20 protein-coding genes are annotated in these 20,155 nt (G+C 43.6%); 11 read left to right on the plus strand and 9 right to left on the minus strand.

What is annotated here, in order from left to right; all coding sequences use genetic code 11:
* Positions 1 to 204: 204 nt before the first annotated feature.
* Positions 205 to 2,007, plus strand: coding sequence for an oligoendopeptidase F (pepF, locus tag DW938_RS03805; protein ID WP_118123936.1), 1,803 nt, complete (start codon positions 205 to 207; stop codon positions 2,005 to 2,007).
* 225 nt (positions 2,008 to 2,232) lie between these two features.
* On the opposite strand, the gene DW938_RS03810 is transcribed toward pepF, so the two are convergent.
* The 4 genes from DW938_RS03810 to DW938_RS03825 all read right to left on the minus strand — a co-directional run bounded on the left by DW938_RS03810 (position 2,233) and on the right by DW938_RS03825 (position 5,357).
* A complete protein-coding gene (locus tag DW938_RS03810) occupies positions 2,233 to 2,496 on the minus strand; it encodes a DUF6171 family protein (protein WP_242992358.1) in 264 nt (87 codons plus the stop codon).
* Positions 2,497 to 2,545: 49 nt separating this feature from the next.
* A complete protein-coding gene (locus DW938_RS03815; RefSeq protein WP_022288647.1) occupies positions 2,546 to 4,180 on the minus strand; it encodes a DAK2 domain-containing protein in 1,635 nt (544 codons plus the stop codon).
* Between the two features lie 45 nt (positions 4,181 to 4,225).
* Positions 4,226 to 4,573: an Asp23/Gls24 family envelope stress response protein gene (locus DW938_RS03820; protein ID WP_117938430.1), complete on the minus strand. Its 348-nt coding sequence runs from the start codon at positions 4,571 to 4,573 to the stop codon at positions 4,226 to 4,228.
* 133 nt (positions 4,574 to 4,706) lie between these two features.
* On the minus strand, positions 4,707 to 5,357 hold the full coding sequence (locus DW938_RS03825) for an HAD family hydrolase (protein ID WP_118123937.1): 651 nt from the start codon (positions 5,355 to 5,357) through the stop codon (positions 4,707 to 4,709).
* Positions 5,358 to 5,593: 236 nt separating this feature from the next.
* Between DW938_RS03825 and DW938_RS03830 the strand changes: the two genes are divergently transcribed.
* The 3 genes from DW938_RS03830 (at position 5,594) to DW938_RS03840 (ending at position 9,481) form a co-directional block, all read left to right on the plus strand.
* A complete protein-coding gene (locus DW938_RS03830) occupies positions 5,594 to 7,030 on the plus strand; it encodes a solute carrier family 23 protein (RefSeq protein ID WP_118123938.1) in 1,437 nt (478 codons plus the stop codon).
* 92 nt (positions 7,031 to 7,122) lie between these two features.
* Positions 7,123 to 7,752, plus strand: coding sequence for a uracil phosphoribosyltransferase (upp, locus tag DW938_RS03835; RefSeq protein WP_038671163.1), 630 nt, complete (start codon positions 7,123 to 7,125; stop codon positions 7,750 to 7,752).
* Between the two features lie 232 nt (positions 7,753 to 7,984).
* The gene (locus DW938_RS03840) at positions 7,985 to 9,481 is read left to right on the plus strand and encodes a glycosyltransferase family 39 protein (RefSeq protein WP_181984362.1); all 1,497 of its coding nucleotides are present in this window, start codon (positions 7,985 to 7,987) and stop codon (positions 9,479 to 9,481) included.
* A gap of 45 nt (positions 9,482 to 9,526) precedes the next feature.
* Here DW938_RS03840 and DW938_RS15240 read toward each other — a convergent pair whose 3' ends face one another.
* From DW938_RS15240 to DW938_RS03865, 5 genes are all read right to left on the minus strand, one after another.
* Positions 9,527 to 10,963 carry a M23 family metallopeptidase gene (locus DW938_RS15240; RefSeq protein WP_118123940.1) on the minus strand — a complete coding sequence of 479 codons (1,437 nt, stop codon included), beginning with the start codon at positions 10,961 to 10,963 and terminating at the stop codon, positions 9,527 to 9,529.
* A gap of 51 nt (positions 10,964 to 11,014) precedes the next feature.
* Positions 11,015 to 12,463, minus strand: a complete 1,449-nt coding sequence (locus tag DW938_RS03850; RefSeq protein WP_242992359.1) for a M23 family metallopeptidase — start codon at positions 12,461 to 12,463, stop codon at positions 11,015 to 11,017.
* Positions 12,464 to 12,641: 178 nt separating this feature from the next.
* Positions 12,642 to 13,547, minus strand: coding sequence for a permease-like cell division protein FtsX (ftsX, locus tag DW938_RS03855; protein ID WP_022288639.1), 906 nt, complete (start codon positions 13,545 to 13,547; stop codon positions 12,642 to 12,644).
* Positions 13,534 to 14,220 (minus strand): cell division ATP-binding protein FtsE, encoded by a 687-nt coding sequence (gene ftsE, locus DW938_RS03860; protein WP_022288638.1) that lies wholly within the window; start codon positions 14,218 to 14,220, stop codon positions 13,534 to 13,536. The genes ftsX and ftsE overlap by 14 nt, the downstream gene beginning before the upstream one ends.
* A gap of 57 nt (positions 14,221 to 14,277) precedes the next feature.
* Positions 14,278 to 15,363 carry a helix-turn-helix domain-containing protein gene (locus DW938_RS03865; protein ID WP_022288637.1) on the minus strand — a complete coding sequence of 362 codons (1,086 nt, stop codon included), beginning with the start codon at positions 15,361 to 15,363 and terminating at the stop codon, positions 14,278 to 14,280.
* Between the two features lie 439 nt (positions 15,364 to 15,802).
* Between DW938_RS03865 and rimM the strand changes: the two genes are divergently transcribed.
* The 7 genes from rimM to DW938_RS03900 all read left to right on the plus strand — a co-directional run bounded on the left by rimM (position 15,803) and on the right by DW938_RS03900 (position 20,091).
* Positions 15,803 to 16,309 carry a ribosome maturation factor RimM gene (rimM, locus tag DW938_RS03870; RefSeq protein WP_117923151.1) on the plus strand — a complete coding sequence of 169 codons (507 nt, stop codon included), beginning with the start codon at positions 15,803 to 15,805 and terminating at the stop codon, positions 16,307 to 16,309.
* On the plus strand, positions 16,309 to 16,812 hold the full coding sequence (locus DW938_RS03875; RefSeq protein ID WP_118123941.1) for a hypothetical protein: 504 nt from the start codon (positions 16,309 to 16,311) through the stop codon (positions 16,810 to 16,812). The genes rimM and DW938_RS03875 overlap by 1 nt, the downstream gene beginning before the upstream one ends.
* A 1-nt stretch (position 16,813) precedes the next feature.
* Complete coding sequence (trmD, locus tag DW938_RS03880) at positions 16,814 to 17,554, plus strand: tRNA (guanosine(37)-N1)-methyltransferase TrmD (protein WP_118123942.1); 741 nt, start codon at positions 16,814 to 16,816, stop codon at positions 17,552 to 17,554.
* Between the two features lie 283 nt (positions 17,555 to 17,837).
* Complete coding sequence (locus DW938_RS03885) at positions 17,838 to 18,110, plus strand: HPr family phosphocarrier protein (RefSeq protein WP_022288633.1); 273 nt, start codon at positions 17,838 to 17,840, stop codon at positions 18,108 to 18,110.
* Positions 18,111 to 18,283: 173 nt separating this feature from the next.
* Positions 18,284 to 18,994, plus strand: coding sequence for a LytTR family DNA-binding domain-containing protein (locus DW938_RS03890; RefSeq protein WP_117877654.1), 711 nt, complete (start codon positions 18,284 to 18,286; stop codon positions 18,992 to 18,994).
* A gap of 4 nt (positions 18,995 to 18,998) precedes the next feature.
* On the plus strand, positions 18,999 to 19,358 hold the full coding sequence (locus DW938_RS03895; RefSeq protein WP_117877653.1) for a hypothetical protein: 360 nt from the start codon (positions 18,999 to 19,001) through the stop codon (positions 19,356 to 19,358).
* Between the two features lies 1 nt (position 19,359).
* The gene (locus DW938_RS03900; RefSeq protein ID WP_242992361.1) at positions 19,360 to 20,091 is read left to right on the plus strand and encodes an ATP-binding protein; all 732 of its coding nucleotides are present in this window, start codon (positions 19,360 to 19,362) and stop codon (positions 20,089 to 20,091) included.
* The last annotated feature ends 64 nt before the right edge of the window (positions 20,092 to 20,155 follow it).

The raw sequence follows: 20,155 nt of genomic DNA on the forward strand, positions 1-20,155 counted from the left end.
AAGCTCGCAAAGGAGGTTGGCACCTAGCTTTATGCCGCTGGGTGTATTTTTATTTGTATTGTGTATTATTTTACAGTTCACCTGCCCTAATTTGACAAAAGTACGTCAATGGAGTATAATGTAACCAGCGTTACGCAAATTAATTATAGGCAATACCACACAAGACAAGCCTATACCTATTATTATAGAAACGAGGTCATGAAAATGAGCGAGGAAAGAATACCTAAGAGAAGTGAAGTGCCTGAACAGTTCAAGTGGGCACTGGAGGATATTTATGCCACTGACGAAAAGTGGGCGGAGGACTTGCAGAAGCTTAAGGCTATGCCTGAGAGGATAGCGGCGTTCAAGGGCAGGCTTAGCGAGAGTGCTGACACGCTTTATGATTTTATGCAGCTTTCAGACGATATATCTGTGCTTTGTGACAGCCTTGGCAACTATGCTCAAAGACGTTCTGACGAGGACACTGCAAATGCAAAGTATCAGGGCTTTATCGGTCAGCTTATGAACGCTTATGTTGCAGTAAACTCAGCAGGAAGCTTTGAAACACCTGAGATAATTTCTATCGAGGAGGATAAGCTTCAGAAATTCTATGAGGATAAGCCTGAGTTGAAGATTTATAAGCGTGCGCTGGATAAGCTGCGTCGTAAAAAGGCTCATATCCTCTCTGAGGCTGAGGAGAAGATACTTGCCCTGACCGGTGAAATGGGTCAGTCCCCTGAGAATATCTACTCTATGTTTTCTGACGCAGACCTGCGTTTCCCTGACGCTGTGGATAAGGATGGCAAGGCTCATCAGGTCACACACGGAAGCTATATACCACTGGTGCAGAGCGATGACAGAGTGCTGAGAAAGTCGGCTTTCGAGTCTATGTACGGCACATTTGACAAATTCAAGAACACCTGTGCGGCAACACTGTCGGCACAGATAAAAGCGGTGAACTTCTATGCAAAGGCAAGAAGATATGATTCAAGTCTTGAAGCCGCTTTGGACGGAACAGAAGTACCTGTTTCAGTGTACAAAAATCTTATCGAGGCTGTTCATGACAATATGCACTATATGTACGATTATGTTGCTCTGAGAAAGAAGATTTTGGGCGTTGATGAGCTTCATTTCTATGATCTTTATACGCCTGTTGTTCCTGACGCAGATATGAAGATAACTTTTGAGGAGGCTAAGGAAACTGTCCTGAAAGCCCTTGCACCTATGGGAGAGGATTACCTTGCAATACTCAAAGAGGGCTTTGAAAACCGCTGGATAGACGTTTACGAGAACGAGGGCAAAACAAGTGGAGCATATTCCGCAGGTGCAAGAGTTCACCCCTATGTGCTACTCAATCATAAGGATACACTTAACTGTATGTTTACGCTGGCGCACGAAATGGGTCACGCTATACACTCGTATCTTTCAAATAAAAATCAGCCTGTGGTATATTCAGATTACGTTATCTTCGTGGCAGAGGTAGCCTCAACTTGCAATGAAGCGCTTCTTATGCAGTATCTGCTGAAAAATACCGAGGATAAAAAGCAGAGAGCGTATCTTATAAATTACTTTCTTGAACAGTTCCGCACCACACTTTACCGTCAGACAATGTTCGCAGAGTTTGAGCTGAAAATAAATGAAATGGCAGCTGCAGGGGAGAGTCTGACAGCCGAGGGGCTGAACGAGCTTTACGGCGAGCTAAACAAGCTTTATTTCGGTGACGGAATAGTGCTTGATGATGAGATAAAATTGGAGTGGGCTAGGATACCGCACTTCTATTATGACTATTATGTTTATCAGTATGCAACAGGATATTCTGCGGCTATTGCACTTTCACAGAGGATATTGAAGTATGGCGAACCTGCGGTAAAGGACTATATAGGCTTCCTGAAAGGCGGCTGCTCAACTGACCCTATCTCATTGCTTAAGGGTGCAGGTGTAGATATGGCAACAACTCAGCCTATCAATGAGGCACTTGCAATGTTCGGAGAGCTTGTAAAGGAAATGGAAGAAGCAATGGCGGAGTAAGTGAGGAGTTAGGTAAGTGAGGAGTGAGGAGTGAGGAATGAGCATAGCTGACCAGAGTTGTGCTCAAGCGGTGCAGAAAAGTAAAAAAGCACACAACAGTAAAAGAAATAATAAAGCGGTGTCGGAGAACAAATCTCTGCACCGCTTTTTCCTATCCCATTAAACAAAGTAAAACCCGCAAAGAGCGAAAGCGATTTTGCGGCACAACAAACCTGCCCGAATCATTTACCACTTCTTGTTTATATCCGCACAACGCATACCTATCTTCAACGCCCTCAGCTCAACATAACAGCCGCATAAAACGCACATTCCGTCCACAAGCTTTTCGCAGCCCTTGCAAAAATCCAACCGCCGACGATACTCTTCCTCTGATACCCTCTTGTCCGTAGGATATGCCTCAATGTGCGAACGCATATCACGGAGAAAATCATTCTCGTCCATGTCCTCAAGCAGGCACTTGCGGCACTTTATCTTCACAGCATTGTCCATACTTCCTCCATAAAAAAGCGGACAGCTCAATGCCGTCCGCCTTGTTATCTTATTCTACAGAAATGATGTAGTAGTAAACAGGCTGACCGCCGTTTATAAGGTTTACATCAAGATTTGAGAACTTCGCAGCTACCTGCTTTTGCAGTGCCTCAGCCGCCTCGTCTGTAACGTCTGAGCCGTAAAGGATAGTGATGAATGAGCTGTCACCCTTAACAAGCTTCTTTGTGAGCTTGTATGCCGCCTTTGAAACGTCTTTTTCAACAAAGCTCAGCTTGCCGTTTTCAATGCAGAGTATCTCGCCCTGCTTGATAGCGTGACCCTCATAGTCAGAATCTCTTGCCGCAAATGTTACCTGACCTGTGGCAACTCTTTCAAGTGCATTGGTCATCTCAATGCGGTTCGTATTGAAATCAGCGTCAGGGTCAAATGCCAGCATTGCTGACATTCCCTGCGGTATAGTCCTTGTCTGAAGCACGCATACCTTTCTGTCTGCAAGCTTAACAGCCTGCTCGGCCGCCATGATGATGTTCTTGTTGTTTGGCAGAACGAAAACCGTTTCAGCGGGGCATGACATTATTGCCGCAAGTATATCCTCAGTAGAAGGGTTCATGGTCTGTCCGCCCTTAACGATGCAGTCAACACCGATATCTCTGAACATTGACTCAATGCCGTTTCCTGCCGCAACCGCAACAAAGCCGTACTGCTTTTCAGGCTTTGCAGGAACGAACTCCTGTTTTGCTTCTTTTTGTCTGGCCTTGTGCTGGAGCTTCATATTTTCTATCTTTGGCAGATTGATGTAGCCAAATTCAAGACCCTTCTGGATAGCCTTACCAGGGTCGTTGGTATGAACGTGTACCTTTATTATCTCATCGTCCTCGACAACTACAACGCAGTCACCTATAGTTTCAAGATAAGCTCTCAGCTTTGATGAATCGTCAGCGTCAGCTTTCTTTGTGATTATCATTTCAGTGCAGTATGTGAAGTGTATCTCACAGTCATACTGACCAACAGTAGCCGCAAATGTGTCGACTGTTACCTGCTGTTTCTGTGCAGGAGCATCAGCCTTTACTATTTCGCCACCCTTGAATACATCTCTCATTGCTTCAAAGATAATGAGAAGTCCCTTGCCGCCTGCGTCAACAACGCCTGCCTTGGCAAGTGCAGGGAGAAGCTTTGGTGTTTCGTTCAGTGAAAGTTCAGCCTGTTTGCAAACTTCCTCCATTATAATAATAGGATCGTTTGTGGAGTGGAGCATTTCTCTTGCTTTCTCCGCAGACTCTCTTGCAACTGTCAGGATAGTTCCCTCTGTAGGCTTCATTACGCTCTTGTATGCTCCTGAAACGCCCTGCTCCAGTGATTCAACAAGTTCGTTCGCACCCATTTCCTTTTTGCCTGCAAGTCCTTTTGCAAAGCCTCTGAAAATAAGCGAAAGTATAACGCCTGAGTTTCCTCTTGCACCTCTAAGAAGTGCAGAAGCTGTTGTGCTTGCCACAACTGAGCAGTCTGTATCATCGCTGAGATTTTCAAGCTCTGCTACGGAATTTGTTATAGTCATTGACATATTAGTTCCTGTATCTCCGTCAGGTACTGGGAACACGTTAAGCTCGTCAACTGATTTTTTCTTGTTAGATATGCTGTGTGCGGCACTTATGACAGCGTCACGCAGCAAGCCTCCGTTTATCACTATAGTTTTCCTCCTATACTGTTATCAATATCCTCAGGCGGAACGTCAGCCCGTCATTTCGTCAACGTAAACGTTCACAGACTTCACATTGACTCCTGCCTGCTCTGTCAGAACATAATTGACCTTGTGAATGATACTGTCAACGATAGCACCAACGTTGATACCGTAATTCACAGTGATATGCAGGTCAACGATAAGCTCGTCGCCGTCCTGACGAATGATAACGCCCTTTGTGGTATTCTCTTTTTTTAGCATTGCAGAAACGCCCTGTTTTGCACCATAGGCGTTAAGTCCTGCCACGCCGAAACAGCTTTCGGCAGTATCCGAGATAAGCTGTCTGAGATATCCAGTGGATATACCTATAGTTCCAATGTGGTTGCGAAACTTTATCACAGAAAACAACTCCTCTTGATCGTGGCAGGATCACAAGCTTATTTCTTATGCCGCCACATAATAATTTATTTTATTATATCATAAACATTTGACTTTTGCAATAGGTTTTCGCTCTTTTGTACACCTGTCAAATTTATCCCAGAAGCCATTTTGCGGCTTCCAGAGGCGTTTCGGCTATATACACCGCACCTGCCTTCGAAAGCTCCTCTCTTGTGCCGTAGCCGTAAAGCATACCGATACAATCTATACCAAGAGCTTTTGCACCAAGCACGTCATGATGCCTGTCGCCTGCCATTATCACCTGCGAGCGGTCATTAACTCCGCAGTTTTTCAAAGTGTGCACGATAACGTCCGCCTTTACGCTCCTGGAGCCGTCAAGCTCCGCACCGCCTATGTAGTCAAAATACTGTGCAAGGTGAAAATGCTCCAGTATCTTTACCGCAAATACCTGCGGCTTTGAAGTCGCCACCGCAAGGTGAAGCCCAGCCTCTGACAGCTTTTTAAGACATTCCTCAACGCCGTCATAAACACGGTTCTCGAAAATGCCCTTGGTGGTGTAATATTCACGGTAGTATTTAACAGCCTGCTCGCATTTTTCACCATCAAAGCCGTAAAAATCCCTGAAAGAGTCTTTCAGCGGTGGACCGAGAAACTTTGTCATGGTGCTCATCTCAGGCTCTATGCCGAACTTTTTCAGTGCGTATACAGCCGAATTTATTATGCCCTCGCCCGACTCAGTAAGCGTGCCGTCAAGGTCAAAAAGAACATATCTGTAATTTTTCATGTCGTTACCTCACATAATACAATATATCAATTGCTATTATAACGCAAAATGGCTTTTTTGTCAAAGAAAATGGGCAATTACGCACAAAAAATCCTGCTGAAATACGGCATTTAGCTCATTGACAAAAATATTGTTATAAGTTAAAATTAAAAAGGTGGTTTGTGTCGGAAAAGCCGCCGAAAAGAAGTATTTTTCCTTTTGTATGGGAAAAGAATAAATATGAATGAGGTGTTATTTTGAAACTTATTTTTGATGTTTCAGACAAGCCAAAGGCTGGTCAACTGGTAGTGTTCGCACTTCAGCAGATGTTGGCTATCCTTGCGGCGACCATTGCTGTGCCGCTTATTATCGGCAACGGTCTTACTCCTGCGGCTGCAATGTTTGGTGCAGGTGTGGGAACTATAGTTTATATCCTTTTTACAAAAAGAAAAAGCCCTGTGTTCCTCGGTTCGTCATTTGCCTTTTTAGGCTCTATGGCAGCGGCCTTTGCAGGCGGCGTTTCAATGCAGCTTGGCATGCTTGGACTTATCGTTGGTGCATTCCTTGCAGGACTTGTATATGTCGTTATCGCAATAGTAGTAAAATTTGTTGGAGTAGGCTGGCTCAATAAGCTCATGCCTGCGGTGGTAATAGGACCGACCGTTGCTATAATCGGACTTTCCCTTGCAGGAAACGCTATCGGCGACCTCGTCAAAGGCGACGTAACAAAGCAGGTAACAGAGTATGCAGTCTCCACCGACAGCGGCACACCTGAGATTATAAAAACTGTATCCAATGTGCCTGTTGGTTCATCATATGTGGCTTTTGTTTGTGGACTTATTACCCTCGCAGTGGTAATGCTTTGCTCAACATATGGCAAGAAAACACCCAGACTTATACCTTTTATAATCGGTATCCTTGCAGGCTATGCAGCCGCAGCAATCTTCACTGTTATCGGCAATATATGTGATATTGACGCACTTAAAATAGTAGATTTCAGCGTTTTCAGCAGCTATATGCTCACAGACGGCAGCGTTTCACTGAAAACATTTGTTAGCCTGCCTGACTTTGCGTTCGTTTCAGGTCTGAAAGGTCTTAAGGAGTTCGACTTCACATATTTTGCTACTATATTTGTAGCCTATGTGCCGGTTGCACTTGTTGTTTTTGCAGAACACGTTGCTGACCATAAAAACCTTTCTTCTATTATCGATCATGACCTCCTTGAAGAGCCTGGTCTTACAAGAACGCTTCTCGGCGACGGTGTTGGTTCTATTGCAGGCGCACTGTTCGGTGGCTGTCCGAACACAACATACGGCGAGTCCGTTGCCTGCGTTGCTATCACAGGAAATGCTTCTGTTGTAACTATCTTTGCGGCAGCAATAGGCTGTATGCTGTTTTCATTTATCACTCCGCTTGTTGCGTTCGTTGATTCTATCCCTGCCTGCGTAATGGGTGGCGTTTGTATCGCTCTTTACGGCTTTATCGCAGTTTCAGGTCTTAAAATGATACAGGACGCAAACCTTGACGATAACAGAAATCTCTTTGTTGTGTCCGTTATCCTCATTGCAGGTATCGGCGGTCTGACACTCACATTCGGTGATATAACACTCACAGAAGTAGCGGCAGCACTTATCCTTGGCATTCTTACAAACGTTATGCTCTCAAAGAAAAAAGGCAACGCAGCCAAGAAATAATTATAACAAAATTGCAGAGGCGAACAGTGTTCGCACGTTACTGCACACAAAAAAATGCGAATTTATAAATCATTACGAAAGGAAATGGGAAAATGGGAAACGTAAATATCATCAATCACCCGCTTGTAAAGCACAAAATAACGCTTATGCGTGACGAAAAGACCGGAACAAGAGAGTTCCGTATACTTGTGGAAGAGGTAGCAATGCTCATGGGTTATGAGGCTATGAGAGATCTTCCAACAGAGGACGTTGAGGTGAAAACACCTATCACCACAAGAAAGCTCCCTATGCTTTGCGGCAAAAAGCTCGCTATCGTGCCTATCCTGAGGGCAGGTCTTGGCATGGTAAGCGGACTTCTTGCACTCGTTCCGTCTGCAAAGGTAGGACATATCGGTCTTTATCGTGACGAGGTCACACACGAGCCACATGAGTATTACTGCAAGCTCCCTGATAGAATAAACGAGCGACTTGTTATTGTCTGCGACCCAATGCTTGCGACAGGCGGATCTGCGATACAGGCTGTTGACTTTTTGAAAGACAAGGGCTGCAAGAACATCAAGTTCATGTGCATAATCGCTGCTCCTGAGGGTCTTGACGCTCTGAGAACGGCTCACCCTGATATCGACATTTATGTAGGCAACCTTGATGAAAAGCTCAACGAGGACGCTTATATCGTTCCTGGTCTTGGCGATGCAGGTGACAGAATCTTCGGCACAAAATAATGGTCTTATACTAATACTCGCTGCTCTGTATTTTGCAACAGAGCGGCAATTTTTTTGTTTTCTTCACTAAAAAAACTAAAAAAAATTCCTTCAATTTCAGTTGTTAAAATAATTGAAACTTATTTCCGTTGATGATATAATTTAAATGTAGAAATATAGAACAAAATAAAAAAACAGGGCGAACTCATGTAAAAAATATATTATGAGGATACACCCTAATAAGGAGCTAAAAATGTTTGTGAAGAAAACTGACCGATTTTTTGCGGTCACAAGCATGATCGTGTGCTGCTGTTGCACTGCAACTGTGTTTATCTCATACATAAAACGCAGTAACATACAAATGCTTTATCTTGGACCATTTTTCCTTGCGGCGGCGATAGTGTTGTATATTGCTCTGAAACGCTGTGAAAAGAAGCTTACCAAAAAGCGTGTCAGACTTATATTTGCTTTTTTCTGCCTGATTTTGCTTGCATTGCAGATATTGTTTGTGCGTTATCTTTATTACAATTACGAAATGGTTGACCCAAAAATAACAGGGGAGTTCGCAAAACGCTTTGTCATGGGTGAAGACCTGGGGAGCATCAAAGAAAGCTATCGTATTTATGCTGCAAAATACCCTAACACATGGGGCATGATATATTTGCAGATACCATTTTTCGCCTTATGGAAGCTTTTCACCGGCGGCGTGAGCATCTATGCGGGGCAGACCTTTAACGTAATTCTTATTCAACTTAGCGTAATAATGAACTTTCTCACAGGGGAGAGGATATTCAAACTTAACAGCCAAAGGCTTTTTTGCGGCATTATTTCGGCACTTATGCCTGTTATGCTTCTGTATACGCCGTTTTTTCATTCTGACACAGCAGGCATGATATTTGTAAGCTGTACCCTTTATTTTCTGACCCTTGCGGTGAAAGAAAAAAGCAAAACCAAAAGCGTTGTCTATGCTCTTATAGCAAGCCTTTTTATCGCACTTGGAAACACTGTCAAGGGAAGCATTGCAGTAATGCTGATTTCAGTGATGATATTTTTTGTGCTGAAAATGGGTGTAAAAAAGGGAGCTATCCTGAGCCTTGCGGCTGTTATGCTGTTTATTGGTGTGTCAAAGGCGGCATACTATGGCGGTCTTGCTATGGGTATCTCTGATGAAAAAATGGTAGACAGATATCGTTTCCCTGTTACACACTGGATAATGATGAGCCTTAACAGCGAATACAAGACCCACGTTGACGAGGACGTTGACTTCACAATGTCATTTGATACATATGACGCCAAAAAGCAGGCGAATATCCGGGAAATAAAAGCCCGCCTTGAAAACATAAGCACCCCTTATGAAGCCTGCAAAATGGCTTATCACAAAGTCGCCAGAACGTGGGACAGCGGTGGTTTTTCCTATGGCAAATATCTCTCACGCTCTGAACCCACAGGAGGTTTGCGAGAGGTATTGAACAGCCGCTTGCTTGGTAGCTATGTAGACGGCTATCACAGTGCAATGCTCATAGCAATGGCGTTTGGTGCAGTTTATGCCGCTGGCAAGCGTCGCCACTCTGTTTTGTTTTTCAGCATAGTGACTCTCACGGGAGTTATACTCTTTTTCCTTATATGGGAAAATCCACCTAGATATATCGTCACATTTATCCCCGTGATAATGCTTCTTTGCACTGCAGGAACAAGATTTATCACAGCGATCATTTCACGGCTTTGTAAGCGTTTGAGAGCTTCAAAATAAGATAAAAAAAGGCCTCTTATGGTTTTCCATAAGAGGTCGATTTTTTTATTGTGTAACATCAAGATAGAACGCAGGGTTCAATATATAACCCTGATAGCGTATCTCAATGTGCAGGTGGTCGCCTGTTGAAAAGCCGGTCGAACCCATTTTGCCGATAACGTCGCCTTTTTTCACCTCGTCGCCTATCTCTACATCTACCTCCGTGAGATGTCCGTAAAGAGTGATGAACTCGTTGCCGTGGTCGATAATAACATAGTTTCCATAACCGCCGCCGCAGCCGCAGGACTCCTCCTTGCCGTAGTCATGAGTGCAGGTGGTGTTTATCTTTATGACCTTGCCGCTGCATGAAGCGTGAATAGGCGTGCCGTGAGCCGCAGGAATATCAAGACCCGTGTGATATGAGCCCCATCGTGCGCCCACGCCTGATGATACGGAGTAAGCCCCCGGAACAGGCCATGCGAAGTAGTAATCAGGCTCGGTATCTCCAAGCTTTTCGCCCTTGTCAAGGCGGTCATTTATCTCCTTGTGAAGCTCCTCAAGCTTCACATCTGCAAGCGCCATTGTGGCGGAAACTTCGTTATCTCTTGCTGTTCCGCCTGAGCCTGACGATTTCAGTATGCCGGAAAGGCTGCCCTCAAACTGCTCACGCTCCGCCTCATAGGCTTCGTTCTGCTCTCTGAGCTTTTTCTGCTTAGCTTTAAGCTCTTGCTGTGTTTTTGTACTGGAGCGGTAAAGCTGACTAAGCATATCCTTCTGCTGTGTATACTGCGTATACTGAGCGTCATACTCGGCTTTCTGCTTGTCAAGGGTCTTTTGCATATCCTCATATTCAGTTTTGAGTTTTATAAGGTTATCAATGATAGTGTCATCATGGTGTGCTACACGCTTTATAAGCTCTAATCTCATGAGTATGTCATAAAAGCTGTCTGATTCCAAAAGCATTGTGGTGTAGCTGTCCGACCCTGCGATATACATTGCCCTTAATCTTTGCTTGAAGTCCTCTATACCCTTGTTTATCTCAGCCTGCTTCTTCTCGATATTTCGCTGATTGGTGTTTATCTGAAGCTCCAGTGCGGTCATGTAAGAGTTGAGAACGTCTATCTCGTCATTTATAGAATCTATCTTTTCTTTCAGAAGCTTCTGCTTTTTCTCACTTTTCTCAATGTCCTCATCATATTGGTCGAGCTGTTCGTTTATTTCCGTCTGCTTTTTTGATAGCTCTCTTAGCTGTTCTGCATACTGTGTGATGTCAAAACCTGTTGACTCCTCTTGAGAATTATCGTCATTTTCTGTTTGTTCATCGCTTTGCTGACCTCCATCAGCCACAGATTCAGTATAGCTATAGTCCTCCCCCTGTGAGCTTTCAGTGTCCGCTGAGGTTATCTTCAAAGAAGAATTGTAGCTGCTTCCTGCAATACCAGCGGTAACAGCGAATGCGATAATGAAAGTGAGAATACGTTTTAAGCTGTAAAGCCTGTTCATGAAATAAAAGACTCCTTTGGTTGTGGGGCAAGACCCTTCGTCATTGCCTGTTTATACATAATTTGACGGATTCTGAGCCACGCCGTTCAAGCGCACCTCAAAGTGCAGGTGGTCGCCCGTTGAATATCCTGTTGAGCCGACAATACCCAGAACGTCGCCCTTGTTGACGTGCTGACCCTGTGTTACGCTCATATACTGTGAGTGACCGTAAAGGGTCCAGTAGCCGTTGCCGTGGTCGATTATGCAGTAGTTTCCATAACCGCCGCCGCAGCCGCATGAGCCGTTCTTGCCATAATCGTGTGTGCAGGTGTTGCTGACCAGTATAACAGTACCCTCAGCGGCAGCGCATATCTTTGCGCCTCTTATTCCGGGAGACCAGATGTCGATACCCTTGTGATAAGCGCCCCAGCGCCAACCCACGCCGTAGGAAATATGATAATAACCCGGTACCGGCCATGTAAACTGGCTCTTGTCGGTATAATTGTAGTCACCGTTATTGGTAGAAGATTGACCGCTGTTAGAGGTGTTGCCGTTTGCATTAGAAGGTGAAGAATTGCCGTTATTATTCTGCTGTTGTCTACGTTCTTCTTCCTCTCTTCTCTTACGTTCTTCCTCTTCTTTTTTCTTACGTTCCTCTTCTTCCTTCTTTTTGATCTGCTCCTGCTCCTTGTAAAGCTTCTGGAGCTGTGTCTCGAAGTCTTCCTGCTCCTTGTTTATCTGCTCCTTATTGGCTTCATAAGCCGCCTTATCTTCCTCAAGCTGGTCGATAACAGCCTGACTTTTTGCATAAAGGTCGTCAAGCTTTTTCTTCTGCTCAGTGTGATAGGTCTTTTGCTCTTCAAGGGTAGCTTTGTTAGTTTCAAGTTCAGTCTTGTTGGCTTCAAGCTCTGCTTCCTGAGATTCATACTCGCCTTTAAGCTCAACAAGTCCGTCGATCATGGTGTTGTCATGGTCAGCCACTCTTTTGACAAGCTCTATTTTCATAAGCATATCATAAAAGTCCGTCGAACCAATAAGAATATCGGTGTATGAACTATTTCCGGCAACATACATTGCTCTAAGACGCTGTTTGAAGTCAACAACGCCATTTTCTATCTCAGTTCTCTTGTTTTTTATTTTTATTTCGCTCTTTGCGATAGCCTCTTCAAGGTCGGCTATCTCAGTTTCAAGGTCAGTGATAGAATCCTCAAGGGTCAGTATAGTTTCCTGAACAGTTTCTATCTGCTCTTGGATAGCTTTCTGATTTTCTTCCTCCTTGGAGATATCGTCCTTTGTGCTGTTTATCTGCTTGTCAAGGTCAGCCTGCTTTTGTTCAAGCTCGCTTATTTTATCCTTGGCAGAGGATATTTTTTTCTTGTTGTTCTTTATTGCCTGACTTTCTGCAGAAGCGTTCTGCGCTGTCATGACCGGCTGTGTGCCGCCTGCAAGCATTGTCATGGAAGCGACTACGGCGATAGTGAAAGCCAATACTCGCTTCATTGTGAATATACCTGTTTTCATACCTGTCCTCCGTCTTAAAAAAGACCATTTTTACACGTTTTTATCTTTCTCTAATGCATTATCCCGCACGTTCTTTCTTTTTTATCTCATGTCAGGATATGCTTTAAACTGCAACAAAAGGCAGTCTAAAAACCCCGTTGGATCATAGCCTGCCTTATGTCTATATTTGGCAAATGTATTATACTTTAAGATGCTTGCCTGTGCTTATAGAAGTACCCACCGCACCGATAACAGCGCCTGCGATAAGATAAGATGCTGCAACAGGGAGCAAGAGGGATTTGAACGAATACAAATTCTGAACACCGAGAATGCTCCAGAGCTTGAAGTCATCATTGAAGATGTTGTAAATTCCCTCGTAGGCAAACTTTGTGAGCAGCAGTGCGCCTGCTGCTGCAAGCAGACCAACTATCATACCCTCGATAAAGAAAGGTATCCTGATAAAGCTGTTGGTAGCGCCTACATATTTCATGATGTTGATCTCTTTACGTCTTGCGAAAACGCTTGCTCTGGTGGTATTTGAAATGATTATCAGACAAACCACAACAAGTGCCACAATGACCGCAAAGGCAACTATCGTAAATACTCTTCTGATACTGATAAGGATATCAGCAAATGCTGTAGGGGACTTTGTTGAGTCAACATTGTCAAAGGTCTCTATCTGAGTGGTTGTTTCGCTCATCTTCTCGATATCCTTGACCGTTACCTTGTATGTGTCCGGCAATGGGTTATCGTCAGCATACTGGAAGAAATCCTTTTCCTCGTCAGTCATGCCCTTGAGCATATTTTTCCACGCTTCGTCCTTTGAATAAAGGCTCACAGTGTTGATATTTCCGACCTCTTTGAGCTTGTTCTCAAGGGTCTGCATATCAGCCTGACTTGTGCCGTCCTTAACGATAACGATGACTTCGCTCTTGTCCTCGATACCGCCGATTATTCTTGTAAGGTTAATGGAAACCAGCACCGAAGTGCCAACCATAAGCAGGGAAACGAGCAGGATACAGAAAGAAGCGAACGTCATCATTCTGTTTTTCCAAATGCCCTTGAAGCCCTGATTTATAAGATATCTAAAACTACTTGCTTTCATTGGAGCCTCCTATCACTTCGTCAAAGGCGATCTGACCTTTGTTGATGTTGATAATTCTGCCTCCGAAATAGCGCACAAGGTCATGCTCGTGGGTAACCATAAGAATGGTAGTGCCGCACTCGTTTATGCCTTTGAGAAGTTCCACTATCTCATATGAAAGCGCAGGGTCGATATTACCTGTCGGCTCGTCGGCAATGATGAGCTGTGGGTCGTTTACAAGGGCTCTTGCAAGTGCCACACGCTGCTGCTCACCGCCTGAAAGCTCGGTCGGATAGCTTTTCGCCTTATCGGAAAGTCCCACAAGGCTTATAACATACGGAACACGGCTTCTTATGTACTTTGCAGGAGCGTCGATCACTCTCAGCACGAACGCCACGTTCTCATAAACTGTCATTGTAGGGATAAGTCTGAAATCCTGAAAAACAACTCCGATAGTTCTGCGAAGGGCAGGTATCTTTCTTCTTCTCAGCTTTTTCAGATTGAAGCCGTTTACCATTACTGTACCGCTGGTCGCATCTATTTCTTTAAGCACCAGCTTGATAAGTGTTGATTTTCCGGCGCCTGAAGGACCTACCACGAAAGCGAAGTCGCCGTCGTTTATCTTCAGGTTTACTTTGTTCAGAGCGTCCACACCGCTTGAATAGGTAACGGACACGTCTTTAAACTCTACCAAAATTTACACCGCCTTAGTTTTACAGAGGCAAGCAAGCCTCTTTTTCGCTCGTAGGACTTAGAACTTGACAGGGTTAGCGGAGAGATATTTCTTTACCATAAGAGCTATCTTGAAGATAATAGCATGGTCGAACTCTCTCAGGTCAAGACCCGTGAGCTTTTTGATCTTTTCAAGTCTGTACACAAGAGTATTTCTGTGAACAAACAGTTTTCTTGAAGTTTCAGAAACGTTCAGGTTGTTTTCAAAGAACTTCTGGATAGTGAAAAGTGTTTCATGATCCAGTGACTCGATAGAGCCTTTCTTGAAAACTTCCTTGAGGAATGTTTCGCAAAGTGTTGTAGGCAGGTGATAGATAAGTCTTGCGATACCAAGATTGTCATAAGAAACGATATTCTTGTCAGTATCGAACACCTTTCCTACCTCGAGAGCTATCTGTGCTTCCTTGAAGCTTCTTGCCAGATCCTTTACGCCCTCTACTACTGTTCCTATACCTACAGTGACTCTTGTATAGAATTCACTTGAAAGGGTATCGGAAATAGAACGTGCCAGCTTTTCAAGATCCTTTGACTCAACGCCGTTTGCCACTTCCTTAACAAGCACGATATCGCTCTCAGTGATGTTGAAAACGAAGTCCTTGGACTTGTCAGGGAAAAGGTTCTGGATAACATCGTAAGCTGAAACGTCATTTGTGGAGAGTATTCTGATAAGCAGCACGACTCTTGAAATGTCAGCGCTGAAATGCAGTTCTCTAGCTTTAACATGAACGTCGCCCGGCAGCACGTTGTCAAGCACTACGTTCTTGATGAAATTGTTTCTGTCGTATTTTTCGTCATAATACTGCTTTATGCTGGAAAGAGTAATGGCAAGTATGCTTGCATACTTTGCTGCCACCTCGTCTGTTCCCTCAACGAAAACAGCATAGTCAGGTTTCATATGAGCACCGAATGGCTTATAGGTATAACCGTCTCTAACAAAAATGTCGTGTGAATCGCCCAGATCTAACGAAACGAATTCGTTAGTCGTTCCGACCTGTGAAAGCTCAGAGCAGGCAATGATAGTTGCGTTCTCATCTATTACGCCTATGACGCAGTCGATAGTGTCACGCATCTGATGAACAACGCTCTGAAATAATCTGTTTGACATAAGTTATTCCCCTCTACTTGCAAAAATTTTCGACCTAAGTTCTGCCATGGGCATAATTACCCCATAAGGGCAGATGTCTGCACATTGTTATTATAACAAAAAACGATATGTTTTGCAAGTGTTTTATAGTGAAAATATGCAAAAAAACTTTTATACCGCAGTTTCAAGCACTGGTCTGCGGTCTGATATATTACAAATTGTAACACATTTTGCTCTCTTATGTGTGAATTTTTTGTTAAATCACAGGTTTTCATGGTGATTTTGTACAAAAGAGGGGCGTAAAGTTCGTTTTGAGTAACCGAATTGTAATTAATAAACTTTTTGTAAATATCCTGAGCTATGTGCATAACAGCGTAGTTAAAGCGTTGCAAAGGGTAAAAAAATATGTTACAATCTATAAAAAGAAAGCTGTAAGATTTGTTATCGGGAGGTAATCAAAATGGACGTAAAAAAATATCTTGAAGCTGGAAAGATAGTATCGGTGTTCGGCATAAAGGGCGAGATAAAAGTACAGCCATGGTGTGATGGACCTGAATTTCTCTGCGGATTTGACACACTATATTATAAGAGCGGTACTCCTGTGGAGATAGAGCGTTCGAGAGTTGCAAAGAATATCGTTGTAATGAAAGTCAAGGGCGTTGACACTGTGGAGGAGGCTCAGAAGCTTCGCAACAGGGTGCTTTATATCGACCGTGACGATGTGGAGCTTGATGAGGGCTGCTATTTTGTTCAGGATCTTATAGGTCTTGAAGTGGTCGACGCTGACAGCGGTGAAAGCTACGGCAAGATAACAGACGTAAGTCAGACAGGCGCAAACGATGTTTATCACATCACTGATGAAAAGGGAAACGTTAAGCTTATCCCTGCGATACCTGAAGTTGTGGCTGAAACTGATATCGAGGGTGGCGTGATGAAGATAACTCCGCTGGAGGGGCTTTTTGATTAATGAAGTTCTGCAAATACGAGGACTTAGAAAGGCTTGTCAGAGATTATTCTGACGGAATGTTCAGCCTGATATTTCCAAAGCTCAACAGCCGTGAAAAGTCGCTGAAATGTATCGAGAGAGTTTTTACAGCATACATAGATGAAAGCCCAAGGCTGAGAAGTCCCAGGGCTGAGGAAAAATGGCTTATAAAAAGGCTGAGAAAAGAGAGCGGATTCAACAGGCTTGCCAACACATATAAGGGCGAGGGGCTGAGCTTTATGGAGCTTGACAATATGCTCACAAGTCTGAGGGTATACTATAATAACGAGGGCAACAAGCCGAAGAAGCGCAGGTCTGCTTTGTGGAGTTTATTTGTGGTGATAATAATCGCTATTGTGGTGACTATCGGTGTTGTGCAGGGCATAGGATACTATGAAAAAAGCGGCGGCTCTGTGCAGGAGCATTTGAACAGTGCTTCGGAAAACTGGGCTTACCAGCCTTTTGACATGATATGGAGGAATTGATTTGAACATAGATATTGCAACGCTTTTTCCTGAAATGCTTGAGAATTATCTTTCTGAAAGCGTAGTAGGCAGGGCAAGGGCTAAGAATATTTTCACGGTAACGTGTCATAATATCAGGGACTACACTCAGGACAAGCACCGCAGAGTAGACGATACCCCTTACAGTGAAAGACAGGGTATGCTCATGCAGTGCGAGCCTATTTACAACTGCTACAAGTCGGTAACAGCTGGAAAGGCAAAGCCCCACGTTATCTATATGTCCCCACAGGGAAAAACGCTGACCCAGAAGCGTGCAAAGGAACTTTCTCGGCTTGACAGCATATTTATATTATGCGGTCATTATGAGGGAGTGGACAGCAGGGTCATCGACGAGATAGTCGATGAAGAAATATCCGTGGGGGATTATGTGCTTACCGGCGGAGAGCTTCCTGCACTGGTGCTGGTGGACTGCGTTGTGAGAATGCTGGAGGGAACGCTTTCGCAGGCGGATTGCTATGAGGACGAGAGCCATTATAATGGTCTGCTGGAATATCCACAGTACACACGTCCTGAGGTGTGGCACGGCAGGGAAGTGCCTAAAGTGCTTCTATCGGGCAATCATGCTGAGATAGCGAAATGGCGCCGTGAGGAGGCTGTAAAAGCCACCTATTTGAAGCGTCCTGAGCTGTTGGAAAGAAGTCCGCTGACGGAAAAAGATTTGGCTATTATACACAAATTAGAAGAAAAAGAGAATAAAAAGTGATATTGGTTTTCAACACTTTTCACATAATTGTTAAATGAATTTGTACAAAGTGATATAATGTAAAAATCTGTGTTGTGGATATATCACAAGTTTAATCGCAAAAGTTGCAAAGTTTAGAGCATTGTGCTGAAAATTGAGGGTTTTTCGCTTGTTTGTCTAAAATTTGCGTTGACTAAGGCAGACTTGTCGAGTATAATAAATATATCAAATAACCTGAGGGTATCTTGAAAAAGTCCCTTAATTAGGGAGTTTAACAGCATTATAATGAATGGGAGAGATCAGTATGTTCGTAAAAGACGTAGTAGTACAGAATCAGGTAGGACTTCACGCACGCCCTGCAACATTTTTCATCCAGAAGGCAAATGAATTCAAGTCATCTATCTGGGTAGAGAAAGAGGAGAGAAGAGTAAACGCAAAGAGCCTTCTTGGAATCCTTTCACTTGGCATCGTAGGCGGCACAACTATCAGGATCATTGCAGACGGTCCAGATGAGGAAGCAGCAGTAAAGGGTCTTGTTGATCTTGTTGACAGCGGCTTTGCTGAGGGTGCAAGATAATCGCTCCCTGAATATAACTAAATAGAATAGTTTGATTTAAGCGGAATGTCCTGTGTGGGGCGTTCCGCTTTTTTTGCGTTGCTTAGATTTCCATTTATTGAATATGTTTTGTTGCAAAAAAATAACTGATATGATATAATTAAAAAAAATCAAAACTTTTTAAGGTGAACTAAATGCCACTGACAATAGCAATATGCGACGATAACGAAAATCAAATAAAAGAAATGCGTCGGCTTCTCGCAGAATGGTCTGCCGACAAGCCTTTTGCGCTTGATATTGACGAATACATAAGTGCAGAAAGCTTCTTGTTTTCATATCCCGACAAGCCTTGCGACCTTATCCTGCTGGATATTGAAATGGATAGGCTCAATGGTATGGAGCTTGCCAAGCACCTTCGTTCTAATGGGGATATGCTCCCGATAGTGTTCATTACGGGCTATTCCGATTACATTGCTGAGGGGTATGACGTTGAAGCCCTGCATTACTTGCTAAAGCCCGTAGCTAAGGAAAAGCTGTTCGCTGTTCTCGATAAATATGTAGAGAAACGTTCCGACAAAGCTGACGAGCTGATTATTGAAACCACCAACGGAGCGACACATATATCAGCCGACAGAATAACTTACATTGAAGCTTTCGGCAGAAAAACAGCAGTTCACTTATCAGACGATAGGATAATAGACTGCATGGTGAGTATAAGCAGATTTTTTGCAATGAGGCTGAATGGATTTGTGAGTCCTCACCGCTCGTACATCGTAAATCTGCGGTTTATGCGGAGTATCGGCAAGACGGAAATTGCTCTTGATAACGGTACGATTATTCCGCTTTCTCGGCGACTTTATAAAGATGTAAATGAGAAATTTATTCAGTTCTATACGAAAGGATAAAGTTATGGAAAACGCAATAACAGATATAAATATAGTCGAAAGAAAATTATTAGCTAATATTAAACGACGTCCTGGTATGTATATTGGTAAAATGTCATTGGAGTTCTTACAAAACTTTTTCAACGGTTACAACTGTGCAGCTAAATTGCATTTCAATGATGAAAAACACCATATTTTGCCTGAGGGCTTTAACGATTTTGTTGCTGTCAAGTTGCTTGGTCATAACAAGACCGTATTGAATTATTGTTCATTGATTTACGAAACTGAAGGTGACGAAGATAAAGCTGTTAATATGTTTTTTGAACTACTTAATGAATGTCTAATAAGTCAAGGGTTTGAACCTATAAGTGATTGTGAGGACTAATATGAAAATAGCAATCATAATAGGTGCGGTAATCTTATTTTCAGCACTCTGCGTTGTAGGATTATTCCTAATCCGCCGCACCCTATATAACATGATAGACTGCCGAATAGAGCGCTTTCAGAGCGAGCTTATCGAAAAGCAGGTGCGTGAGATACAGAATATGTATCGTCAGGTGCGTGGCTGGCGGCACGATTACCGCAACCATATCAACAATATGAAAATTCAGCTCTCAGAGGGCAATTATGATAAGCTGTCTGACTATCTCAACGAGCTTGCGGACGATCTTGACACTGTGGATACTGTAATAAAGACGGGCAATGTTATGGCGGATGCTATCCTCAACAGCAAGCTGAATGTTGCGGAGAAAATGAACATAAAGCTTAACGTAAAAGCGAATGTTCCCGACAAACTGCCTATGAGCGATGTTGAGCTTTGTTCTATGCTTGGAAATATACTGGATAACGCAGTCGAAGCCTGTGGCACGCTTCCTGAAGAGGAACGATTTATGCGTGTGTATATCGGCAAGCTGAAAGGACAGTTGTATCTTTCTGTGCAGAACTCCGCAGGCAAAGTGCGCAAGTCGAAAAATACATATCTCTCCACCAAAGAGGGTGAACACGGCTACGGCTTATTCCGAATCGACAGAGTTGCGAAAAGGTACGGCGGATATGTTAATCGTCAGAATGAAGAGGGCGTGTTTGCCACCGAAATAATGGTGCCGCTCAATAGTTAATAGTTGATGGTGAATAGTTAATAGTTATGAGGTGACATATGAAAGCATCAGTTCCGATTGCATC

The sequence above is a fragment of the Ruminococcus sp. AM43-6 genome (assembly GCF_003461785.1).
GTDB classification, from domain to species: domain Bacteria; phylum Bacillota; class Clostridia; order Oscillospirales; family Ruminococcaceae; genus Hominimerdicola; species Hominimerdicola aceti.

What these genes read in the sequence shown, in the direction of transcription:
- pepF (WP_118123936.1), top strand. Translation starts at nt 205, where the DNA reads ATGAGCGAGGAAAGAATACCTAAGAGAAGTGAAGTGCCTGAACAGTTC.
- DW938_RS03810 (WP_242992358.1), bottom strand. Translation starts at nt 2,496, where the DNA reads ATGGACAATGCTGTGAAGATAAAGTGCCGCAAGTGCCTGCTTGAGGAC.
- DW938_RS03825 (WP_118123937.1), bottom strand. Translation starts at nt 5,357, where the DNA reads ATGAAAAATTACAGATATGTTCTTTTTGACCTTGACGGCACGCTTACT.
- upp (WP_038671163.1), top strand. Translation starts at nt 7,123, where the DNA reads ATGGGAAACGTAAATATCATCAATCACCCGCTTGTAAAGCACAAAATA.
- DW938_RS03840 (WP_181984362.1), top strand. Translation starts at nt 7,985, where the DNA reads ATGTTTGTGAAGAAAACTGACCGATTTTTTGCGGTCACAAGCATGATC.
- DW938_RS15240 (WP_118123940.1), bottom strand. Translation starts at nt 10,963, where the DNA reads ATGAACAGGCTTTACAGCTTAAAACGTATTCTCACTTTCATTATCGCA.
- DW938_RS03850 (WP_242992359.1), bottom strand. Translation starts at nt 12,463, where the DNA reads ATGAAAACAGGTATATTCACAATGAAGCGAGTATTGGCTTTCACTATC.
- ftsX (WP_022288639.1), bottom strand. Translation starts at nt 13,547, where the DNA reads ATGAAAGCAAGTAGTTTTAGATATCTTATAAATCAGGGCTTCAAGGGC.
- DW938_RS03865 (WP_022288637.1), bottom strand. Translation starts at nt 15,363, where the DNA reads ATGTCAAACAGATTATTTCAGAGCGTTGTTCATCAGATGCGTGACACT.
- rimM (WP_117923151.1), top strand. Translation starts at nt 15,803, where the DNA reads ATGGACGTAAAAAAATATCTTGAAGCTGGAAAGATAGTATCGGTGTTC.
- DW938_RS03875 (WP_118123941.1), top strand. Translation starts at nt 16,309, where the DNA reads ATGAAGTTCTGCAAATACGAGGACTTAGAAAGGCTTGTCAGAGATTAT.
- DW938_RS03885 (WP_022288633.1), top strand. Translation starts at nt 17,838, where the DNA reads ATGTTCGTAAAAGACGTAGTAGTACAGAATCAGGTAGGACTTCACGCA.
- DW938_RS03890 (WP_117877654.1), top strand. Translation starts at nt 18,284, where the DNA reads ATGCCACTGACAATAGCAATATGCGACGATAACGAAAATCAAATAAAA.
- DW938_RS03895 (WP_117877653.1), top strand. Translation starts at nt 18,999, where the DNA reads ATGGAAAACGCAATAACAGATATAAATATAGTCGAAAGAAAATTATTA.
- DW938_RS03900 (WP_242992361.1), top strand. Translation starts at nt 19,360, where the DNA reads ATGAAAATAGCAATCATAATAGGTGCGGTAATCTTATTTTCAGCACTC.